Consider the following 20,630-nt stretch of genomic DNA (forward strand, 5'->3'; position numbering starts at 1 on the left):
ATTTTAAAAATAGTTAATTAGTATTATTTTTCTAACTAATTCGGATTTTAAGTTTTTTTCCACAATGGAAGCTGATATAATAATATTAGGTATATAAAAAAACATGGGGGTAGTATATATGAAAAACAAGAAAATCATTTCATTCGTAATTGCTGCTAGCTTATCATCAGGTATTTTGGGAACTACTAGTCTAAATGCTTCAGCCGCAACAAATACTCCAAAACAAAGCATAATGATTTCTTCTCAAACTAAAAATCTGCTTGGTTCAAATGCCAATAGCTCTGACTTTTTAAATTTTATAGGTGCCTTGACTAAAACTCAAGCTATAAAAGCAGGTGAAACTAAGAATACTAGTACTCTTAAGATAAATATAAGTAATGTAGACTGGTCAAAGTTAGGTATATCCGATAGTGATATGACTTATGTAAATTTAATCCTCAGTGCATTAAAAAATATTCCAATGCAATCTGATACAAAATTTACAAACACTGAAACCGGTACAACTACTCAAAGTAATAATAGTATAACAATCTCAGGATTTCCTCTTACTTTCAAGACATGGACAAGCACTGATATGAGCAGTGGCATTCCTGACCAAAAAGTTATTTGTGAAATACCTAGCACTTTAAAATCAATGTTATCTTTAATTCCTGCTGGTGATGATGCCTCTACTGCTAATATTCTATCACAGCTAGGCTCAAAGAATTACATTTATTATGATTCTTCAGAACTTGCTTCTGATACTTCAATTAAATTACCTAAAACATCAAGCTCATGGCAATATAGTGACCTTACAACAGATTTTGTGCAAAAATTAATTGGTCAAATTGTTTCAAATGCACAAGCTAAAAATAGCAGTCTTATAACTAAAAATTCTGATAGTGAATATGAATTAAAGTTAGATAATTCATCTGTAAATGCTTTATTAGAACAATTTGTCTCTGATGATGCAACTCATAAAATAATACAGGATTATATGCTATCTGTAGCTCAATTATCTGCAAAGGATAGTGGCAAAGAATTAACTCAAAGCGATATAGCTAAGCTTAATGAATCTTTTACAACTTCCATAAACCAAATAAAAGAGGAACTTCCTTCAATAGAAAAGACTCTATCCGGCGTAACCTTTAATTTAGATATAAAATACACTATAGGCAGTGAAGGATATATTTCAGGACAAGCTGGAACATTTTCTTTAAATGTAGATGCAAAAAATTTCTCAAATCAAGCTAAAGTTGATGATTCAGAAGCTAATGCTGCTGCATCAGCCTTCGCAAATGCTAATATTGATATATCTTGTGATTTTTCAAACACCTTGACCGATTTAGGAAATTCTGTAACTATGGAACAAGCGCCTAACATTACAGCAGATAATTCTATTGATTATTCAGCTATACTTGCACAATCCATAAAAGATAATCAAGACAAAGCACAAAAGGACCTCGAATTAGGAAAAGCTCAATTGGAAATAAAAAATAATCCTTCAAAATTTACAAGCAAAACTTCAAATGATGCAAAAAAGTCTTGGAAAATAAAGTTTAAAAGAGCTATAGACCCTTCAACAGTAACTGATGCCACAGTTATGATTGTTGATGATGATTTTAATATTGTTGATTGCGATTTATCTGTTAATGACGACACAATAACAGTAACCCCTAAAGGGAATTATTCTAAAAATAAAAATTATCATATTTATATTTCAGATTCAGTAACTGATACAAATGGAATACATTTAGGAAAAGCAATACATCAAGATTTTAAAATCCAGTAAATTTTGCAAAGGAAGAATATCGCAAGATATTAAATAAAATTAATAAATCTAAGGCAAAAAACTTTAAAACCCTAAGAAGTTTCAATAACTCGCTGAAAACATGCTCAGACAATTGAAACATCTAAGGTTTTTAAAGTTTTTTACCTAAGATTTATAAAATTTTATTTAAATCATCTTGCAATATTCTCACTTTGCAAATACAGTGGTCTAAGGAAAGAACCCATCCATGAGGTTTGGACGTAAGTCCATTAAGATTCTTAACTAGTTATAACTAATTTCTAGTGCTCCATTTCGAAAAAATGAATTAGCAAAAATATTGTCGTGCCTACGGAATTTTATGGTAATGCAAAACAATAATTATTCGTAAAATCAGTGTACTTACTGCTTTAAGATGCCTAAATTGGTAAACATATTATATACCACGAACCATTGAATTTATGCATTTTACAGCCGAAAGATTCTTATCTTTTACTTCAAGCATTATATCAATATCTTTATTTGGAAGTTTATTGTAAAATTCTAAAAATTCATTTAGGCAAATAGCATCTGAATGTGATCCTATACTTCCTCCCTGCTTTTGCTCAGAATAATGAATTTTTTGTTTTCCATCAAACTTATCCCAGGTTTTACTGCAAATATTTATCCATTCAAATTCTGATATTTTCTCTTGTGATTGATTTATTTTATTGTGCAAATTATCAAAAATTACTGGTATGTGAACTTCACTAGATATCTTAAGGACATCTTCAATTGTATAACTTTTATCATCATTTTCAATAACAAGCCTTTTTTTAATCTCACTTGGAAGTTCCCTATAGTTTTTTATAAAATTCTCCGCGGCTTTTTTCTTATCTCCGTAAACTCCTCCGATATGAAGGACTATTTTATTCGTACTATCTACACCAAGTGTATCAAGAAATAAATTGTGATATTTTAAGTCTCGTACAGCATTTAAAACTACTTCCTGCCTATTTGAATTGAGCACAGTATACTGACCTGGATGCATCGATACCCTCATTCCGGAAGTTATTATTTTGTTTCCTATTTTCATGATTTTATCTTTAAACTCTACCTGCCATTCTAGCTTATTTACCTCATGTGAACCAAATGGAATAATATCTGAGCTTATTCTAAATAATTTAATTTTATTTTCTATATTATAATCAATCATTGCATCAAGAGCATTTAAATTTGCTTCTGTTATTTTTCTGATATTATCTTCAGAAGCATTTTTTAATGTACAACGTGATAGTTTAGCATTTTTAACTCCTACAGCAATACATGCATAACCTATAGACAATTTATCACCACTCTAATCCTTACTTTTTACTTTATCTTTTATTTCTTCATAAATTTGCATCGTTTTAGTCTTATCTTTATCATTAATAATTACAAAACCATCATCAGTTATTATATATACGTATGGCCCCTTATTTGCATTTAGAAAAAGTGTTCCGTGACCAAGTCCATCAACAGTATACCTTCCTTTATTTATATTATCCATACTATATCCAGATACCCTATGGAATTTGGGAATTGTATTTTTCATATAAACGTCCTTTATTTCATCCAAAGTATTATGATATGAAATAACTCCAGATTTTATATCATACTCGTTGCCACTTATATTAATCTTAGTTTCTGTATTATGCCCAGCTACAAGCAAAAATATCACCGGAAGCGTGCCAAGTAGAATAACAATTCCTAATCCGATTCCTATTATTTTATTGAATTTTTTGGCATCTTTGCTTTTTACTCCATCTGATAATTGATATTTAGGTGATTTAATTACAATACTTATGGTAAAAACCACTACATCAACTATAAAAATTATTGTTGCTATAAGTTCACCATAATCTATATTTAAAATAAGCAAAAGTATACTTACTACTATAGGTATTATTCCCATAAGCATAAGAGTCATCCCTGTAAACTTAGCAAGTCCTTCTCTATCGTATTTTTTACTTGAATCATATCCAGAAAGCAGCTCTATTTTTTTATACTTGTATAATACAACTCCTAAAATAAGCATTACTATTCCGGCAATGGCAAAAATTAAAAAAAGCATTATAATCCCCCCAAAATAATCCAATCTTGTTATATTAGGATTATAACACTTGTTAGTTAAAAATCAATATAATTAGTTTCTTTTTTTCAATTCATAATTCAACTCTCTAAGCTTTCTAGTCCAATAATTTTTATAGGAAAACCAACATATAATATAAATCAAAATAAATATAAACACATATCCTATTTTACCAGCCACATCTTCTGGTATCCAACTTCCTAGGATAGAAGCAGGAAAATAAAATATACTCATAATAATAAAATGTACTATTGTTTTCCTTAAAGCACTCCATTTTTCTATACTAAATACAATAGACGCCGCTGCTATGCCAAAACCTAATATTGCAGAAATGAAAAATTCATTCACCATCATTTGAACTGAAACATTTCCACTTAATCCGTCTTTAAATGCTATACAAACAAATATCGCTTGATTAATAAATACTCCTATTGAAGCACCCATGACTCCTCTTTTTATAGCTTCCTTACTATAATTCATCTTATTTTCCTCCAATACTTAAATATTTCTTTATTCTTGAAACATATCGCCTAGAAACATATTCTTGCTTACCATTTGTAAAATTAACACACATAGTTCCATTAAAGAACATTTCAAAATTTTTAATCTTATCCATATTAGCTATGACCGATTTTGATATTCTCACAAAAGCTGTTCCTTCAAATTGTTCCTCTAATTCATAAAGCTTTTGTTTAACTTCATATGTACTATTTTCTGTTTGCGCAATTATCTTTTTACTTTCACTATAAAAAAAGAATATATTTTCATGATTAAGTACATACATTTTTTCATTTTTACTTCCTATAACACGTCTTTTAGATGTATGTTTCATAAATTTTAATATTTCCTCTACCTCATCTGTTATCTCTCGCGCTTCTATTATTGCTCTATCTTCTTTAAATTCAGAATCTATTTTTAAATCTACTTTCACGCTATTTCTCACCCCTTTGATAATTTTATTATATAGGACAAATTATCTTTAAACTACAAATTAAGGATAACTGGTAGTTTTTTTATAACAAGTGGCTTATTAATTTTACTAACTATGCTAAAATATAATTAATCTATAAAACTAACGGAGGTTTATATGAGTAACTCAAATAGTCAATTATTCTTAAAATTGCAACGAATAATTAATAATTCGTCTTCTAATAATACATATAAAATAATATCAAAAAATTTAATTGAAAATCTCCAAAATCTCAATCATATCACTATAGAAGAACTAGCAGAACTTTCCTTTACTTCTATTTCTACTATTTCAAGATTTGTTAGAATGCTTGGCTACAAAAATTTCATTGAATTAAAAGAGGTATCAAAAACTTACAAGCTAAATAGATTAATGAGTATGAATGATAATATTGAAGACTTAAAATTTGATATGCTACAGGATGATGCTATTTTTAACACTTACATAGATACTATTTGTAACTCACTTCAAAACTTAAAAAATAATATTGATTTTAAAAAAATAGATAAAATAAACGAATTAATTCACAATAGTGATTCTGTGTCATTATATGCATTTTTGCTACCAGGTTCTCTTGCAAAATTTTATCAAATATCTATGCTCTCCTTAGGTAAGTATTGTGAATACTATGATCTTTCTAATATTAATCTAATTAATAAATCCTCTGAAAATTCATTATCCTTGTTTTTTTCAGTAGATGGAAATTTCATAGAATCTTCAAGGGATATTATTGTAGAATCAAAAGCAAAAGGAAAAAAGCTTATTTTAATTACTCAAAATCCAAGAATAAGATTATCTAATATGTTTGATGAAATTTTGTATATGGGCAACTGTGATACCGCCAAAAGCGGGCGATACAAACTCATGGTTTTCGTCGAACTTCTTTTAAACAGGTACTACTTAACCTACTATAAGGATGAATTAATATAAAATTTTCAAAATGTGAAAAAAACACTTGCACTTTGAAGGGTTAAACCTTTTCATTATATGATATTATCAACTTGTAAATTTAATTTTAAAGTTATTGCTTATACAAGGAGGTTTTATATATGAAAAGATTAAAAATTGTTACTATTGGCGGTGGAAGCAGCTACACTCCAGAGCTCATGGAGGGTTTTATAAAACGCTACAGCGAACTTCCTCTTACAGAAATTTGGTTAGTAGATATCGAAGAAGGAAAAGAAAAACTAGAAATCGTAGGTGCTATGGCAAAACGTATGTGGAAAGCATCTGGTTACCCTTGTGAGGTTCATTTAACTTTAGATAGACGTGAAGCTTTGAAAGATGCAGATTTTGTAACAACTCAATTTAGAGTTGGACTACTTGATGCACGTATTAAAGATGAAAGAATACCATTAAGCCATGGAATAATTGGCCAAGAAACAAATGGTGCTGGAGGTATGTTCAAAGCCTTTAGAACAATTCCTGTAATACTCGATATTATTAAGGATATGAAAGAATTATGTCCAAATGCTTGGCTTATAAATTTCACTAATCCATCAGGTATGATTACGGAAGCTGCTATTAAATATGGTGGCTGGAAAAAAACTGCTGGCTTATGCAACGTTCCTATACGTTACATGATGATGGCAAGTGAAGCTTTGGACACTCCAATGGAGGATTTAAATTTTAAATTTGCAGGATTAAATCATTTTCACTGGCACCGTGTATGGGACAAGAATGGTGTTGAAAGAACGAAGGAAGTTATAGAAATTGTTTATAATCCAAGCAGTACTAAGAAATTAAAAGGCATGGAAAACATAAAAGACATACCAATGCTTTATGAGCAAATAAAGGATCTTGGAATTTTGCCATGTTCATATCATCGTTACTACTATATTACAGATGACATGTTAAAAAATGAACTTGAAGAATTTAAAAAGGGTGAAACAAGAGCTGAAAATGTTAAACGCATAGAAGCTGAATTATTCGAGTTATACAAAGACCCTAATTTAAACTATAAACCAGAACAATTAACAAAACGCGGTGGTACTTATTATTCCGATGCTGCTTGTGAAATTATAAACTCTATATATAACAACAAGCAAACCCAAATGGTTGTAAGTACTCAAAATAATGGTACAATTTCAGATTTACCATACGATTCAATTGTTGAAGTATCAGCAGTTATCACCTCAAATGGACCTCAGCCAATAAATTGGGGTAAATTTGATTCAGCTCCAAGAGCCTTGCTTCAACATATGAAAGGCATGGAGGAAACAGTTATAAAAGCAGCTGTTACTGGTGATTATAATAAAGCACTTCATGCATTTATAATTAACCCCTTAGTACCTAGTGGTCAAATTGCTAAACAACTTCTAGATGAAATGCTTGTTGCCCACAAAAAACATCTACCACTGTTTGCAGAAAAAATTAAAGAAATTGAAAAGAACCTTTGATAAATCATGTACATTGCGAAGTAAGTGTAGTTTAGGATGATTTAAATAAAATTTTAATAAATCTTAGGGTGGAATATTTAAAAGCCTTAGATGTTTCAATTGTCTGAGCGTATTTTTCAGCGAGTTATTGAAACTTCTTAGGCTTTTAAATATTCCACTCTTAGATTTATTAATTTTATTTAATATCCTAGACTACACTTGCTTCGCATCATTTATTGCATGTATGCTAAATTAGAAAGCCCTTTTGAAAACTCATTTTGATTCTCTGGTACCCAATGGTTTTCTTTTTTTACAAATTTATAAGTGTCTTCTCTTGTATCACTAGATGGTGTCGCATTATTTAAATCATTGCCTATTTCTTTAATATATGCATCTAAAAGCTTATTTTTAAGGTCAGCTTCACTTGTAGCACCGCTGCTTTTAACATCGTCAATAGCTTGCTGTTGTGCTTTTGAAATTATACCTTTTAAATCTATATAAGTTGTTTTTATTTTAACTTGTGCAGAATTATCATCTTTAGATACTATACTTGTAGTTTCATTTAGTTTTTTTAAGGCATTTTGGAGAGCATCATATATACCGTCTATTTGTTGATCACTTACTTGAAGCCCACTTGATGAAATACTGCTCTTTAAACCTAAATTAAAAGCTTCTTTTTCCATTTGTTTTGTTTTATCAGAATAAGAATAATCTGACCAGCCAAATTTGATTATGTTGCTTTTATCACTTTTAACTTGAAAATCAAATAAGATTTTAGCTGATTCATCTGCTGTTAATTTTGCTTGTCCTGGAACAATTTCTTTCGTATGTTCATCCACTGTTGCCATAACCTGCTTAAAAGCTTCTTCATTTTTTATTACTTTTGAATTACAGCCAGCTAGCATTGTCACACTTGCTAGCAATATCATCACTATAGATATACTTTTTTTTACTTTTCTCATAAATTATCCTCCAACAAAATCACATTCTAAAATTTCGATGACCACAAAAAAGCCACTGAACAAAATCGTATCAGATTTCTCCAATACGATTTACATTTTCATATTATTAACTTTGATATGTTAAGCCGCCAACTTGTTTATAGAAATCAGAAAAGTTTTCTGGAAGCCATTGTCCATCTTTTATAACGAATTTAAAATTTTGTTCCTTTGTATTCGTTTCTGGCTTGGCATTATTTAATTCACTTACTAAATCTTTCACATATACATCTATAAATTTAGCTTTAAGCTGAGTTTCATCAGTAATATTACTACTCTTTGCTTGAGCAAGTGCGTCTTGTTGTGCTTTTGAAACTAAACCTTTTAAGTCTATATAAGTAGTTTTTATTTTAACTTCTGCAGTTTTACTATCTTCAGATACTACACTTGTAGTTTCACTTACCTTTTTCAATGAATTCATAAGTGCATCATACATGCCATTTACCTGCTCATCAGAAATTGAAAACCCACTAGATGAGAGAGTGCTTTTTACCTGTGAAGTAAAGGAATCTTTTTCTTCCTTTTTTCCTTCATCAAAATCTTTTTGAGTTCCCCCAATTTTTGATAAATTTGCTTTGTCCCCTTTAACTGCAAAATCAAATAAAATTTTTGCAGATTCATCTTATGCTACCTTTGGTTTACATCCTGCTAAAACTGCTGGAATTAGCAATAGCACCAATAATACTGATAAACTTTTTTTAATTTTTCTCATAAAAATCCTCCAATATAAATATACTTATAGTTGTCAATATACATATGTTAAAATTAAACATTTTGAACACATTTTGAATTTTACCATTTTTTACGTGTACAAGTCAATATATATTTAATATTTTTTTTAATTTTATTCAACTTTTTATAAAGTTTATTTTTAATTACATCATATATATTGAATTTACATATTATTCACAAAGTGATTATATTGTCATAATTGATTGCATTTATACTAAAATGCTATAATTTAATAAAAGAGTCACTGAAGAAAAAAGGGGTGGTTTTATGATTAAAAGAAAAAAAATATTATCAATTGTTTGTCTATGTTCAATATTTGTTTCTTCTACACTTTTTCCTAAAGCTATGAATGTACAAGCTAAAACTAAATCAGACAATAAAATCAATATAAGTACATCTCAAGTACCAGAATCTGTCTCAACCTTTGCCTCAGCAGAATTTCCAAAGCAACTTAATTCTATATCTTCAAACCCTTCGCAATACGGATTTAACAAAGATGAAGTACAAGCTTTTAAATTAGGGCAAGCTTTTTCTGTTTATTATTTAAAAAATAACAAAGTTTCTGATATGAAAGGCTATTACTATCCCGTTTTATACAACAATGAAATTAAGGGAATATTTGCAGTTATTCAAAATTCTAACGGGCAGTTTACGTCTACATTAACCAAATCATTTGCAGATAAATTAAATTCACTAAAAAGTGATAATTTTTCTCTTATAAATGTAAACGGAAACTTATTTGCAGTAGGCAGCAGCAAATTTCTACTTATCCATAAAAGCTTAAATAAAACTACTGGAAGTTCTGCCTCATTGACATCTTCTCAAATTAGGGAAATTAATAAACTTATAAAGAACAAAAATCCAAGGTATATATACATAAATATTGTTCTTAATATACCACCATTAAGTCCAGAATTAACACCTTGGTCAAATATTAATATTTATCCTAACAATAAACCAAATAGAACCAACACTAATACTTCTGTTACACCGGTATCCAAAAAGCTACCCGTACCCATCATTTTACAAGGTGATCATCCTTGGTGCTGGGCTGCAACTTCTGCTTCTTTAATTGATTACGATAAAAGCACAAATATCACTGAAGAAGATGTAGTAAACTATACTTTTGGAAAATTAACTAATGACGGTGGAACACCAACACAAATTATGAATGCTTATAAACATTGGGGGCTTAACCCTGTTATGTATAACAACCCATTAACTTATAATTCTGTAGTTTCATATATAAATAATAATGACCCAATAAATAGTCTTATGTACTATGATGATGGAAATTCATATGAAGGGCACAGTATGAGTTTGATTGGCTATTCAACTTTAAGTAATGGCTACAAATCATATACAATGATAGATCCAAATGAAAATTATTATGTATCTGTTGCTGCAACTAACACCGGAAACAATGTGGAATATGACCTTGGCGGAGATGAATTTGTTTGGTATCAGACAATTGTTCCACGCACATAAAATAAAAAAGAGGGTGTCGCATTAGCATAAAAAAATATGCTAATGCGACACCCTTGTTTTTAGCTGTTTATGCTATTTTTTAGCAATATTCTGATTGATAGCAAGTTCAACATCAAAAAAACTGTTCACTTTAATAAGCCTTTGCTATTGAGGCTTTTTTCGAATTAAAATGATTTTAAGATTTTAAAATCAAGCACTTTTTTTGATTGGAAAAAGATGTGTTTCGGTTTTATCCAATTGAATTTTATTATGTAACTTATTTACATTATGTGCCATTGCGAGCAAAATACTTTCCGCCAAAACATTATTTTTACCTTTGCTTAAATATCTGCGAAATCCCATATCTTGTTTTATCTCTCCAAAAGAACCTTCTACTTGAATGCTTCGATTCATCCTTAATTTACAACCTTCCTCGCTTACAATTCTTTTAAGATTATCTTTACGAAGTTCATTGAATAGTTTAGAAGTTTCAAGATTTTTAGTTCTTTCTTCTAATGGAGTTTTACAATTATGTCCTTTTATGCATTTGCTCTTATATTTACAATTACTGCAATCTTCGCATGTATAAATTGTTTTTTCACTTATATAGCCTGTCTTGCTCTTCCTGTTTACTATTTTATTCACAGTTAACTTCTTATTATTTTTACAGGTATAGTAATCACCAAATTCATTATATTCCATATTCTCTATCCTACTTATATCACTTTTATATTTCTTCGTTTTAGATATTTCATAATTTGTTGGTTTAATAAATGATAGCTGCATATTTTCTTTAATGTAAACATAATTTTCTTCGCTCTCATAACCTGCGTCCGCAGTTATGTTTGAGTACTTAAAATGCAGAAGATTTTCCATACTTTTTATAAATGGAATTAATGTTGTGGTATCTGTAGGCTGAGGGCCTACAGTAAGCCATACTATGTATTGAGAATCTACTCCATGTTGAACATTGTAAGCAGGTTTTAACTGACCATTTTTCATTGCATCTTCTTTCATTCTCATAAATGTTGCATCGTTGTCAGTTTTTGAATAGCTGTTACGTTCACCACAAGTATAGATTTTTTTTGTATATTCTTTTAGCTTTTCAAGGTATTCTTCAAGTGTTTCAATAGAACGTTGAATTGGATTTTTTCGTTTTCCACATCCATGTACAAATTCTATATTTTCCTTCTGTTTTAAAGTATAAAGTTTCTTTCTAAGTTTTTTTATATGCTTTATTTTAACCTTGTTTTCATATACAATTTTTATACCATATAGTTCTTCACACTCAGCTACAAAATCAGCCAATTTAGAAAGCAATCTTTCTAAATTTTTGCATACTGATTTCTTCCAAACAAAAGTATATTTATTAGCACAAGCTTCTATTTTAGTACCATCAATAAATATATCATTTCCCATAACTTCTCCAATTTCATAAAGGAAATTAGACATTTCAGCCATGATTTCCTTTGCGCATAGCGCAAAGTGTATACTGCGAAACCTTGCAAATGTAGAATGATCAGGTGCTTTAGAATCTCCTAAAAGGTACATAAAATTAACATCCCTTTTACAGGACTGTTCCATTTCTCTTGATGAGTAATTATGATTCATATAAGAATAAAGTACAATTTTAAGCATCTGACGTGGCGTTGCTTGATTCTCCCTTATACGAGAGTAAGTCGAATACAAATATGTTAAATCCATCTCCTCAATAAATTGACTTAGCAAACGCACCGAATCATCAGCCGGAATTATGTACTCAATATTTAGTGGAAGTTTTAATTGATAATCTCCCTGAATTGAAGTATAATTTTTATGTAAATTAATGTGTTTAGTCATATGTTAATTTTACCATAAATCTTTCACTCTTTTGAGTGAGAGATTTATTTTTTGTATTAAAAAAGACTATCGCACTAATTTTTTAGTGCGACAGCCCCTTTTTTATCTTCTTCCACTAATTTGATTTTTATATTCTTTTCTGCTTATTTCGCCTCTTGCAAATTTTTCATTTAATATGTTAGTTAAGCTTTGTGATGAGTTTTTATTTAAATTATAATTTAACTTTGTTGCATAAAATGTTTTAAAAGCAAAATATGCACCAACCGATATTGCAATAATCAAGGCACTCATAAAAAATCCATTTATTAATCCACTGGATTGTTCATACATAAAATTTAACATATTATCGCCTCCATATAGAAATTTTTCTGTTACAGTGTATGTAACCCCTGTATCTATATTATAGACAAAAAATATGTATAAATTATGATGTTTTTATTAAATGTTTATTTTTCTGGACTTTCCACATATAAATATAAACCATAGTCTAAAAAAAATAGTTTGAAAACTTTGGAAAATGTATTGTAACTTTAGTTCCTCTTTCAAACACTGATGATATAGTTATATAATGTCCAAGTTTTTTAGCCAGCTTTTGACTTAAATATAGTCCAATACCTGTAGAATTATTAGCTTTCCTGCCATTGTAACCTGTAAAACTCTTATCAAACACTCTTCCTATATCTTCTTCTTTAATTCCAATGCCATCATCTTCAATATTTAAAATGATTTCTTTTTCCAAATCCTCTGCATAAATTTTTATATTTCCACATTTGCTTGTGTATTTTAAAGCATTATCAACAACTTGTTTTACAATAAATTCAAGCCACTTTTTATCCGTACTTACTTCCATATCTACATTTTCAATCATAAGTTTTATATTTTTATTTATAAAGCTTGAAGATTCTTTTTTTATGCATTCCTTTATAACATTACAAATCCCTACATTTTGAATATAGTAGTCTTTGGAAAAATCATTTATTCTAGAATAGTATAATGCCTTTTGAACATATTCCTCTACCTTATCAATTTCTTCTTCAATATTGTAAAGTGTCATTTCATTTGGATTATCAATACTGTTTTCAATTATAAGTCTTGAAGCAGCTATAGGCGTTTTTATTTCATGGACCCAGGCTGTTGTAAACTCTAAATCCTCATTACTTTTATCACTAAATTTTTGAATTCGCATATTTGACTCATTATATAATTTTTTAAGTGCCTCATTAAGCTTTTTCTCGTGAAAATTTTTAGGTTCTGGAAGATTATTAACCCAATCCATTTCTACATCTTTCATAGCTTTATTTAGTTTATCATAATATGTTTTCTCTCGAAAATAATCAACTACACTGTAAATTAAAAACATTATTATTAAAATTGCTATAACATAGCTTACATCATAACTAAACAAGTTGGTTTTACTATCAAAATAAACCATACCCCAAATAAACATAATTATTATAAAATAAAATAAAGCGAAAGACTTTTTATTCCTTATATAATCTAAAATACTCATTCAATTATATACCCCAAATTCTTTTTAGTTTCTATAAAATCATTAATCCCTATGTCCTTTAATTTCTTTCTAAGTCTTGTTATATTCACAGTAAGAGTATTATCATCCACAAAACTTTCACTTTTCCACAAACTCCGCATTATTCTATCCCTACTTATTATATTTCCGTGATTTTTTATAAGGATGTACATTATTTTAAACTCATTTTTAGTAAGCTCTAATTTTTCTTCCTTATATATAAGCGTATCATCTTTAAGATTTAAAACTACTCCCCTATGCTCTATAACATCCGCCTTTAAATCTTTGTATGAATAAGTTCTTCTAAGAAGTGCATTTATTTTTGTCATAAGTAACTCAATCGAAAATGGTTTTACAACAAAATCATCTCCACCCATGTTAGTTGCAATAATTATATCCATATCTGTATTTCTTGAAGATATAAACATTATTGGAACCTTAGACACTAATCTAATTTTTCCACACCAGTAAAAGCCATCATAGAAAGGGAGATTTATGTCCAAAAGTACCAAATCAGGTTCATAATTCACAAATTCATTAAAAACATTATTAAAATCTTCTATACCTTTTGCCTCATATCCAACTTTAATTATGTTTTGAAGTATAATATCATTTATTTTATTATCATCCTCAACTACAAGTACTTTAAACATAATACACCCCTTTATTCAATGCATCATCCTTGTGAATTTGTTTTATCTTTTCCCGCTTACAATTTTCGTATATGAATTAACTGTAATAATATAATAAATCACATACATTATAATATAGGCCGCAAACATCTGAATACAGTATAGCATTATTTTTTCTCCAAGTAACTTCTGAAGTATAAACAATGCAACTGTGCTGTGGCAAATAGCTATTAAAAGCGGTAATAAAAATACTATTACAAGCTGTTTTGCAACAGATACTTTTATTTCCTTAGTACTTACACCTATATTTCTTAATGTTAGATACCTATCCTTATCATCATTAGCTTCCATTATCTGCTTAAAGTATATTATGCTGCCTGTTGCTAAGAAAAACAATACCCCTAAAAATACTCCAATAAACATAATTGAACCACTACTTTTATAATATCCATTGTAATTCTCATAATAGGTCATTATGCTCATTTGCTTTGGTACAATTTTATTTAACTCCTCTGTAAGTGCTTTTGCTTTGTAATCATTTTTTACAGTATAATTCGTAATGGCAGAAATACTATCCTCAGAAGTTTTATAAAATTCATCATATACATCATTTGAAACAACAACTGTTCCTTGGCTCATTAATACATATAAAACTTGAATATTTGAAGCTTTAGATATTTTAAAATTTTTAGCTGTTCCATTTGCAGAAACTTTAACTGTTTTTCCATCCAGCTTCCTATCTTTACCATCGCCTTGATTTCTCTCTATAAAAAAGCATTCATTATTTTTTAAACTTATACTTTTCCCTCTATTTTTGGCCCTTATTGCATCGTTATATTGTTTTTCAGATATTATATATCCATCAAAATCGCCCTTTCTATAGGCTTCTAAATTAATACCTGCTTTAATAATTTTTAGGCTGCTTTTTGAAATTAAATTATTGTCCTTATACTTTCCTATAGTACTTTCAATTTCTTGTGTAACTTTGTTATCTAAATTAATATATTCGTAAGACGCTGGATAATCACTATTTAAGTCTGCTTCTGTAGTTTTATAAAAGGAGTATGCTGTACCAACTGCTGTAAGTGTAACCGCACTCAATATAGCTATAATAGTAAGTGTTTTTGCATTTCCTTTTATTCTATATAATATTTGTGACGTTCCTATCATATTTGTCCCTTTATAATAATAGCTCTTGTTATCCTTAATAAGCTTAATTAACATTATTATAAAACTATTGAAAAGTAAAAATGTACCTACGCATTCTAAAACTAAAACAGGTAAAGCATATTTTACAATTTCCATAGATGTTTTCCCCGTTACAAGAAAATATCCTATCAAAATTAAAATTATAGATAATAAACCAACAAAATAAGAAACTTTAGGTGGCTTTTCCCCCTCTTTTTGTGACATAAATAGATCTATTAATTTAAACCTATATATTACACTATAACTATGAACAGAAGTTATTATAAATATTATTACAAATAAAAATATACTTATAATTGCTGCTTTAGGTACAATAACAAATCTAATTGTAACTGCTTCCTTCATTAAATTAACAAGCAGCATTGAGAAAAACTTTGAAAATAGCATTCCAAAAAAAATACCGCAAATTATAGAAAATGCACCTATGACCATATTTTCATAAAAAAGTATTCTTGATATATTCTTTTTAGTCATTCCAAGTATTGAATAAATGGCCATTTCCTTTTTTCTCTTTTTTATAAAAAAGCTGTTGGAATACCATATAAATATGGCTGAAAATAATGCTATAATAATTGCTGAAGCTTCAAAAACCACTTTAACTTTCATGCTATGCTCACTTTGCTCTACGAAGTCCTTATTAAAAGCAATTGATAAAAAAACGTATAAAACCATAACAGAAAAAACAGCACTTACAAAATAAGTTGTATAGTTATTAATATTTTTTCTTACATTTTTTGATGCAATATTAAAGAAGCTCACTACTCTCACCTCCAAGTGTTGAGAGTACATTTAATATCTTATCGTAAAATTCCTTTCTACTATTTCCCTTTGCAATTTCTGCAAAAAGTCTTCCATCTTTTATAAATATAATTCTCTTGCAAAAGCTAGCTGCAAAAGGATCATGCGTAACCATCACAATAGTAGAGTTATTCTTTTCATTTAAATTACCTAGGCACTCTAAAAGCTCTCTTGAAGATTTTGAATCAAGTGCTCCTGTTGGTTCATCTGCCAAAATAAGTTCTGGACTTGTAATTACAGCCCTAGCAGCTGCCGCCCTCTGTTTTTGTCCACCAGAAACCTCATAGGGATATTTTTCAGCTAAATTTTTAATTCCAAGCGTTTCTGCTATTTTATCAAACGAACTTTCAATTTCTCTTACACCTACCTTTGAAAGTACTAAAGGTAAAATTATATTTTCTTTTAAAGTTAATGTATCTAAAAGATTGTAATCCTGAAAAATAAACCCAAGCTTATTTCTCCTAAAGGAAGATAATTTAGGTTCTCTTAATTTTAATATATCTTCGTTTCCAATGTGTATACTTCCAGAACTAGGTGTATCTATTGTTGCAATTACATTTAAAAGTGTGGATTTTCCAGCACCTGATGGACCCATTATACCAACAAATTCACCTTTTTCAACTTCAAAATTAACTCCATCTAAAGCATTATAGATACTTCCACCAACTTTTGATCCATATATCTTTTTCACATTTTTTACACTTAAAACATTCATAAAAAACCCTCCTACATTTAAATCAATTCACAATTCACGGTGCACAATTCACAATGAATGTAGATTCATCCACACTTACGTGGATAAATCATTAAACTTATCTAAATTTCTTAGCTTTGCTAAGAAATTTTAAATCCTAAAATTTTACGCATTAACGTAAAATCCTCCTTCATTGTGCATTGTGAATTGTGAACTGTGCATTGATTTAATTATACGAAAGTTTATGTATTCAAGCCATTTATTAACCTTACACTTTTAAGACTCCAAGGTTACATTGTTGTAAGGTTTAAATATTCTTACTGTTTATTTCCTCAAAAGAATCTATTATAATATCTGCCTTTGATATATCCTGATTTCCCGAATTTAAATTTCTATATCCAATACATTTCATTCCAGCTTTTTTTGCCGCTAAAACTCCATTATGAGAATCCTCAATAACAACACATTCCTCTGGCCTTGCACCTAGCTTTTCAGCTGCATACAAAAATATGTCTGGTTCAGGTTTGCTTCTTTCCACAAGATCACCTGTAACTAAGTTATCAAAATACTTTCTTATTTTAAGTTCCTCCAATATGTACTCTATCAGCCTCATTGGTGATGACGATGCAACTGCTATCTTATAGTTATTTTCTTTAAGCTCCTTCAATAGTTCTGGTATGTATTTTATTGGCTCTATCTTCATATTAGGTGATGATATAAAATCATAAAATCCATTTCTCTCCATTTTAATTAATTCTTCCATTGTGTATTTTAACTTGTAATCATTTATTATTTTATTCCACATATAATAAGAATTAGTTCCTATAAATTTATTATATTCTTCAATGCTCATATCAATTTCAATAGTTTTAAAAAGTTCCATTGCATATTTTAAATGTATTGGCTCGCTGTCTATTATAACTCCATCCATATCAAATATTACTGCTTTTATCACTTTGTATGTCCCCCCTTGTAACAGAGTACAAAGTACAGAGTACAGAGTACAATGAAGGTTAATTTTCCGCTAAAGCAGAAAATTTAAAAACTTAATGGGCTGCGCCCAAACCTATTTTTTCATATTTGCCAAAACTGAATTCCATAAGTTTAAAGATTTCTCTGACGCAAGGAAGATAAATCTTCCTTCACTGTACTCTGTACTCTGTAATCTGTACTCTACCATTAATTTTCTACCTAAATAATATCCTTTAATTACTTTTTTTACAACCTAAAATCCCAAAAAAAAAGATTAGAGACAGCTTCACGCCATCTCCAATCTAATTATATTTATATACAATCTCCCCCATAGCATCTATTCAGATCACAGAGTACAGTTAAGGTTAATTTTTCTCCGCTACGCTTTGAAAAATTTTAAAACTTATCTTTTTATTACTTACGCAATCAGCGAAGCTGACACCTTTAAGTTTAAGATTTACCTGACGTAAGGTTTATTAATATACAAAGTTTTATTGCACTGCTATTGAAAGTAATTCTACTAAGTTAAAGAACCTACATGGGCTTACGCCCAAACCTCTAGACTAAGTTTAGTAATGGAAATATATTTTGCTTGTTACATTTGAAATTAGTAGGATTAGGTTCGTGAATTTACATGGGCTTACGCCCAAACCCCTAGTATGTGTACCTTCACTGTACTCTGTACTCTGTCATCTGTACTCTAATTTTATAACTATCTTGCTAATCTTTTTATAAACTCATTGACATCTGTAATTTCAAATATGTCTTTTTTAGGAAGAACTCTACCAGTTGACTGTGTTGTCATATTAACCTTAATATTTATAGGTTGAATATCCCCATTCTCCTTGAGGTCATCGCAAAATTTTGTATACCTTTCTTGCTCGTTTCCTTCATAAGTACAAGTATTATAACTTGCACCAAAAGTTATAGAAAACTTGTACTCTATATTAAAATTATCTGGCTCTCCTGTAACAAATAACTTAAACATCTTTTTAGCCATATTCATCCTCCTTTTCGTCAATTTTAATTGTTCTTCTAAAAAATCACCACTTTATGCAATTACATATCTACTCCATTACCTTCTACTTCTGCACCTTGTTTTTCTTGTGCTACATATATCTTATCTTGTGCTTTAAAGAATGGTAAATATATAGCTGTTGAAATTAACATTATTACAATTTGTAATACAGCACCTTGCCAGCTTGCAACTATAAGACCTGATATTATAGGTGGTGTTGTCCAAGGAGCTAATATACCAGTAAAGCATGGAACCAAGCCAAAATATATAGAAAGATAAGTAAGCAAACCAGAAATTAAAGGCACTACTATAAATGGTATAAACATAAATGGATTCAAAACTATTGGAAAACCAAATAATACTGGTTCATTTATATTGAATAAACCTGGAACTAAAGCAAGTTTTCCGAGTGTCTTACATCTTTGTGACCTTCCAAATAAAATCATTGAAAGAACAAGACCAAATGTTATTCCTGAACCACCTAATACAACAAAGTTATCCTGGAATTGCTGAGCTATTATGTGAGCATTCCTTCCTGCACCAGAAGCTACTAATGCAATATGCTTGTTTACAAGATCTTGATTTGCTGTAAAGTTTGCTGTATATATAGCCTGCATAACACCACTAGCAAGAGCTGCACCATGGATACCAAACCACCAAAAGAAACTTATTATAAGTGGTATTGCAATTGCGCCACCAAGTGAATCTGTTATACCTTGTAGTGGAATCTCCAATGTCTTATATACCCATTCTGAGAAAGTTCCTGCACCCAATACATGGAATATTACAAATACTACTGCTGAACCAATTACAAGTACTGCTGCTGGAATAAGTGCAGAGAAAGCATTTACAACACCCTGAGGTACACCTTCTGGCATGTGTATAACAATATCCTTATTAATAAATAAAGAATATACATAACCAACGATTAAACCTACAATTATAGCTGTAATCATTCCTTTAGTACCAGTCCAATCTGTTGGAATAATACTATTATCTGCTATAGAAAATGCTTGTTTAAGTTTAACAGCACCGATTGCATCTCCAACTTTATATGCTACAGATGTTGGTGAAACTACTAAGAAACATACAATTCCAAGTATTCCAGATGAAATTGGGTCACATCCCTCATTTTTTGCATACTGTGCAGCTATACCAAACGCAAACACTAAAGCTAGTATTTTATATGTTCCCATATTAACCTGATTAAAAGGCAGCTGCCAATTTGGCCCAAATACTCCATTCATAAAAGCTTGCCATTTAGCTATAGTTGGAAATGGAAAGTTCTGAACTAAAAGAAATAAAGAACCAATAATTGTAAGTGGCATTGAAAGTATAACACCGTCTTTTACCGCCATAATAATTTTTGAATTAGCAAATTTCATTACGCCAGGTATTAACTTCTCTTGAATCGCTTCCGATTTACTACTCATTTTTTTATAATCCCCCTTTGATTATAGTTATTTATACGCTCACAAACCTAAGTATAGTTTGCAAACCTTATCAAAGAATAACCCATTTTTAACTAAATCTTATAT

Annotated in this window: 19 protein-coding genes; 4 read left to right on the forward strand and 15 right to left on the reverse strand. The window is 29.5% G+C overall.

Annotation, left to right across the window (positions count from 1 at the left end; translation table 11 throughout):
- Positions 1 to 118: 118 nt before the first annotated feature.
- A complete protein-coding gene (locus CUEA01_RS20495; protein WP_234123808.1) occupies positions 119 to 1,771 on the forward strand; it encodes an Ig-like domain-containing protein in 1,653 nt (550 codons plus the stop codon).
- 412 nt (positions 1,772 to 2,183) lie between these two features.
- On the opposite strand, the gene uvsE is transcribed toward CUEA01_RS20495, so the two are convergent.
- The 4 genes from uvsE to CUEA01_RS20515 all read right to left on the reverse strand — a co-directional run bounded on the left by uvsE (position 2,184) and on the right by CUEA01_RS20515 (position 4,788).
- Complete coding sequence (uvsE, locus tag CUEA01_RS20500) at positions 2,184 to 3,071, reverse strand: UV DNA damage repair endonuclease UvsE (protein WP_234123810.1); 888 nt, start codon at positions 3,069 to 3,071, stop codon at positions 2,184 to 2,186.
- A 12-nt stretch (positions 3,072 to 3,083) separates the two neighbouring features.
- On the reverse strand, positions 3,084 to 3,839 hold the full coding sequence (locus tag CUEA01_RS20505) for a DUF3784 domain-containing protein (protein ID WP_234123812.1): 756 nt from the start codon (positions 3,837 to 3,839) through the stop codon (positions 3,084 to 3,086).
- 72 nt (positions 3,840 to 3,911) lie between these two features.
- Positions 3,912 to 4,337: a DUF3021 domain-containing protein gene (locus CUEA01_RS20510; protein ID WP_234123814.1), complete on the reverse strand. Its 426-nt coding sequence runs from the start codon at positions 4,335 to 4,337 to the stop codon at positions 3,912 to 3,914.
- A gap of 1 nt (position 4,338) precedes the next feature.
- Positions 4,339 to 4,788, reverse strand: coding sequence for a LytTR family DNA-binding domain-containing protein (locus CUEA01_RS20515; protein WP_234123816.1), 450 nt, complete (start codon positions 4,786 to 4,788; stop codon positions 4,339 to 4,341).
- Positions 4,789 to 4,944: 156 nt separating this feature from the next.
- On the opposite strand from CUEA01_RS20515, the gene CUEA01_RS20520 reads away from it, so the two are divergent.
- Both CUEA01_RS20520 and CUEA01_RS20525 read left to right on the forward strand, forming a co-directional pair.
- Positions 4,945 to 5,757 carry a MurR/RpiR family transcriptional regulator gene (locus tag CUEA01_RS20520; RefSeq protein ID WP_234123818.1) on the forward strand — a complete coding sequence of 271 codons (813 nt, stop codon included), beginning with the start codon at positions 4,945 to 4,947 and terminating at the stop codon, positions 5,755 to 5,757.
- 119 nt (positions 5,758 to 5,876) lie between these two features.
- Positions 5,877 to 7,226: a 6-phospho-beta-glucosidase gene (locus CUEA01_RS20525; RefSeq protein WP_234123820.1), complete on the forward strand. Its 1,350-nt coding sequence runs from the start codon at positions 5,877 to 5,879 to the stop codon at positions 7,224 to 7,226.
- Positions 7,227 to 7,438: 212 nt separating this feature from the next.
- On the opposite strand, the gene CUEA01_RS20530 is transcribed toward CUEA01_RS20525, so the two are convergent.
- Both CUEA01_RS20530 and CUEA01_RS20535 read right to left on the reverse strand, forming a co-directional pair.
- A complete protein-coding gene (locus tag CUEA01_RS20530) occupies positions 7,439 to 8,167 on the reverse strand; it encodes a DUF5105 domain-containing protein (RefSeq protein WP_234123822.1) in 729 nt (242 codons plus the stop codon).
- A gap of 106 nt (positions 8,168 to 8,273) precedes the next feature.
- Positions 8,274 to 8,810: a DUF5105 domain-containing protein gene (locus CUEA01_RS20535; RefSeq protein ID WP_329604033.1), complete on the reverse strand. Its 537-nt coding sequence runs from the start codon at positions 8,808 to 8,810 to the stop codon at positions 8,274 to 8,276.
- A 392-nt stretch (positions 8,811 to 9,202) separates the two neighbouring features.
- On the opposite strand from CUEA01_RS20535, the gene CUEA01_RS20540 reads away from it, so the two are divergent.
- The gene (locus tag CUEA01_RS20540; protein WP_234123824.1) at positions 9,203 to 10,423 is read left to right on the forward strand and encodes a papain-like cysteine protease family protein; all 1,221 of its coding nucleotides are present in this window, start codon (positions 9,203 to 9,205) and stop codon (positions 10,421 to 10,423) included.
- 189 nt (positions 10,424 to 10,612) lie between these two features.
- Here CUEA01_RS20540 and CUEA01_RS20545 read toward each other — a convergent pair whose 3' ends face one another.
- The 9 genes from CUEA01_RS20545 to CUEA01_RS20585 form a co-directional block, all read right to left on the reverse strand.
- Positions 10,613 to 12,241 carry an IS1182 family transposase gene (locus CUEA01_RS20545; RefSeq protein WP_234117334.1) on the reverse strand — a complete coding sequence of 543 codons (1,629 nt, stop codon included), beginning with the start codon at positions 12,239 to 12,241 and terminating at the stop codon, positions 10,613 to 10,615.
- Positions 12,242 to 12,343: 102 nt separating this feature from the next.
- Entirely contained in the window at positions 12,344 to 12,583 is a 240-nt protein-coding gene (locus CUEA01_RS20550; protein ID WP_234123826.1) for an SHOCT domain-containing protein, read from the reverse strand.
- 145 nt (positions 12,584 to 12,728) lie between these two features.
- Positions 12,729 to 13,751 (reverse strand): sensor histidine kinase, encoded by a 1,023-nt coding sequence (locus CUEA01_RS20555; protein ID WP_234123828.1) that lies wholly within the window; start codon positions 13,749 to 13,751, stop codon positions 12,729 to 12,731.
- Positions 13,748 to 14,422, reverse strand: coding sequence for a response regulator transcription factor (locus CUEA01_RS20560; RefSeq protein ID WP_234123830.1), 675 nt, complete (start codon positions 14,420 to 14,422; stop codon positions 13,748 to 13,750). Before CUEA01_RS20560 ends, CUEA01_RS20555 begins: the two co-directional genes overlap by 4 nt.
- Positions 14,423 to 14,464: 42 nt before the next feature.
- The gene (locus tag CUEA01_RS20565) at positions 14,465 to 16,369 is read right to left on the reverse strand and encodes an FtsX-like permease family protein (protein ID WP_234123832.1); all 1,905 of its coding nucleotides are present in this window, start codon (positions 16,367 to 16,369) and stop codon (positions 14,465 to 14,467) included.
- Complete coding sequence (locus CUEA01_RS20570) at positions 16,356 to 17,123, reverse strand: ABC transporter ATP-binding protein (protein WP_234123834.1); 768 nt, start codon at positions 17,121 to 17,123, stop codon at positions 16,356 to 16,358. Before CUEA01_RS20570 ends, CUEA01_RS20565 begins: the two co-directional genes overlap by 14 nt.
- 286 nt (positions 17,124 to 17,409) lie before the next feature.
- Entirely contained in the window at positions 17,410 to 18,057 is a 648-nt protein-coding gene (locus tag CUEA01_RS20575) for an HAD family hydrolase (RefSeq protein ID WP_234123836.1), read from the reverse strand.
- Positions 18,058 to 18,786: 729 nt separating this feature from the next.
- Positions 18,787 to 19,074 (reverse strand): hypothetical protein, encoded by a 288-nt coding sequence (locus CUEA01_RS20580; RefSeq protein WP_234123838.1) that lies wholly within the window; start codon positions 19,072 to 19,074, stop codon positions 18,787 to 18,789.
- Between the two features lie 59 nt (positions 19,075 to 19,133).
- Positions 19,134 to 20,525 carry a PTS sugar transporter subunit IIC gene (locus tag CUEA01_RS20585; RefSeq protein ID WP_234123840.1) on the reverse strand — a complete coding sequence of 464 codons (1,392 nt, stop codon included), beginning with the start codon at positions 20,523 to 20,525 and terminating at the stop codon, positions 19,134 to 19,136.
- Positions 20,526 to 20,630 lie beyond the last annotated feature (105 nt).

The organism is Clostridium hydrogenum, assembly GCF_021432385.1.
Lineage (GTDB): Bacteria > Bacillota > Clostridia > Clostridiales > Clostridiaceae > Clostridium_S > Clostridium_S hydrogenum.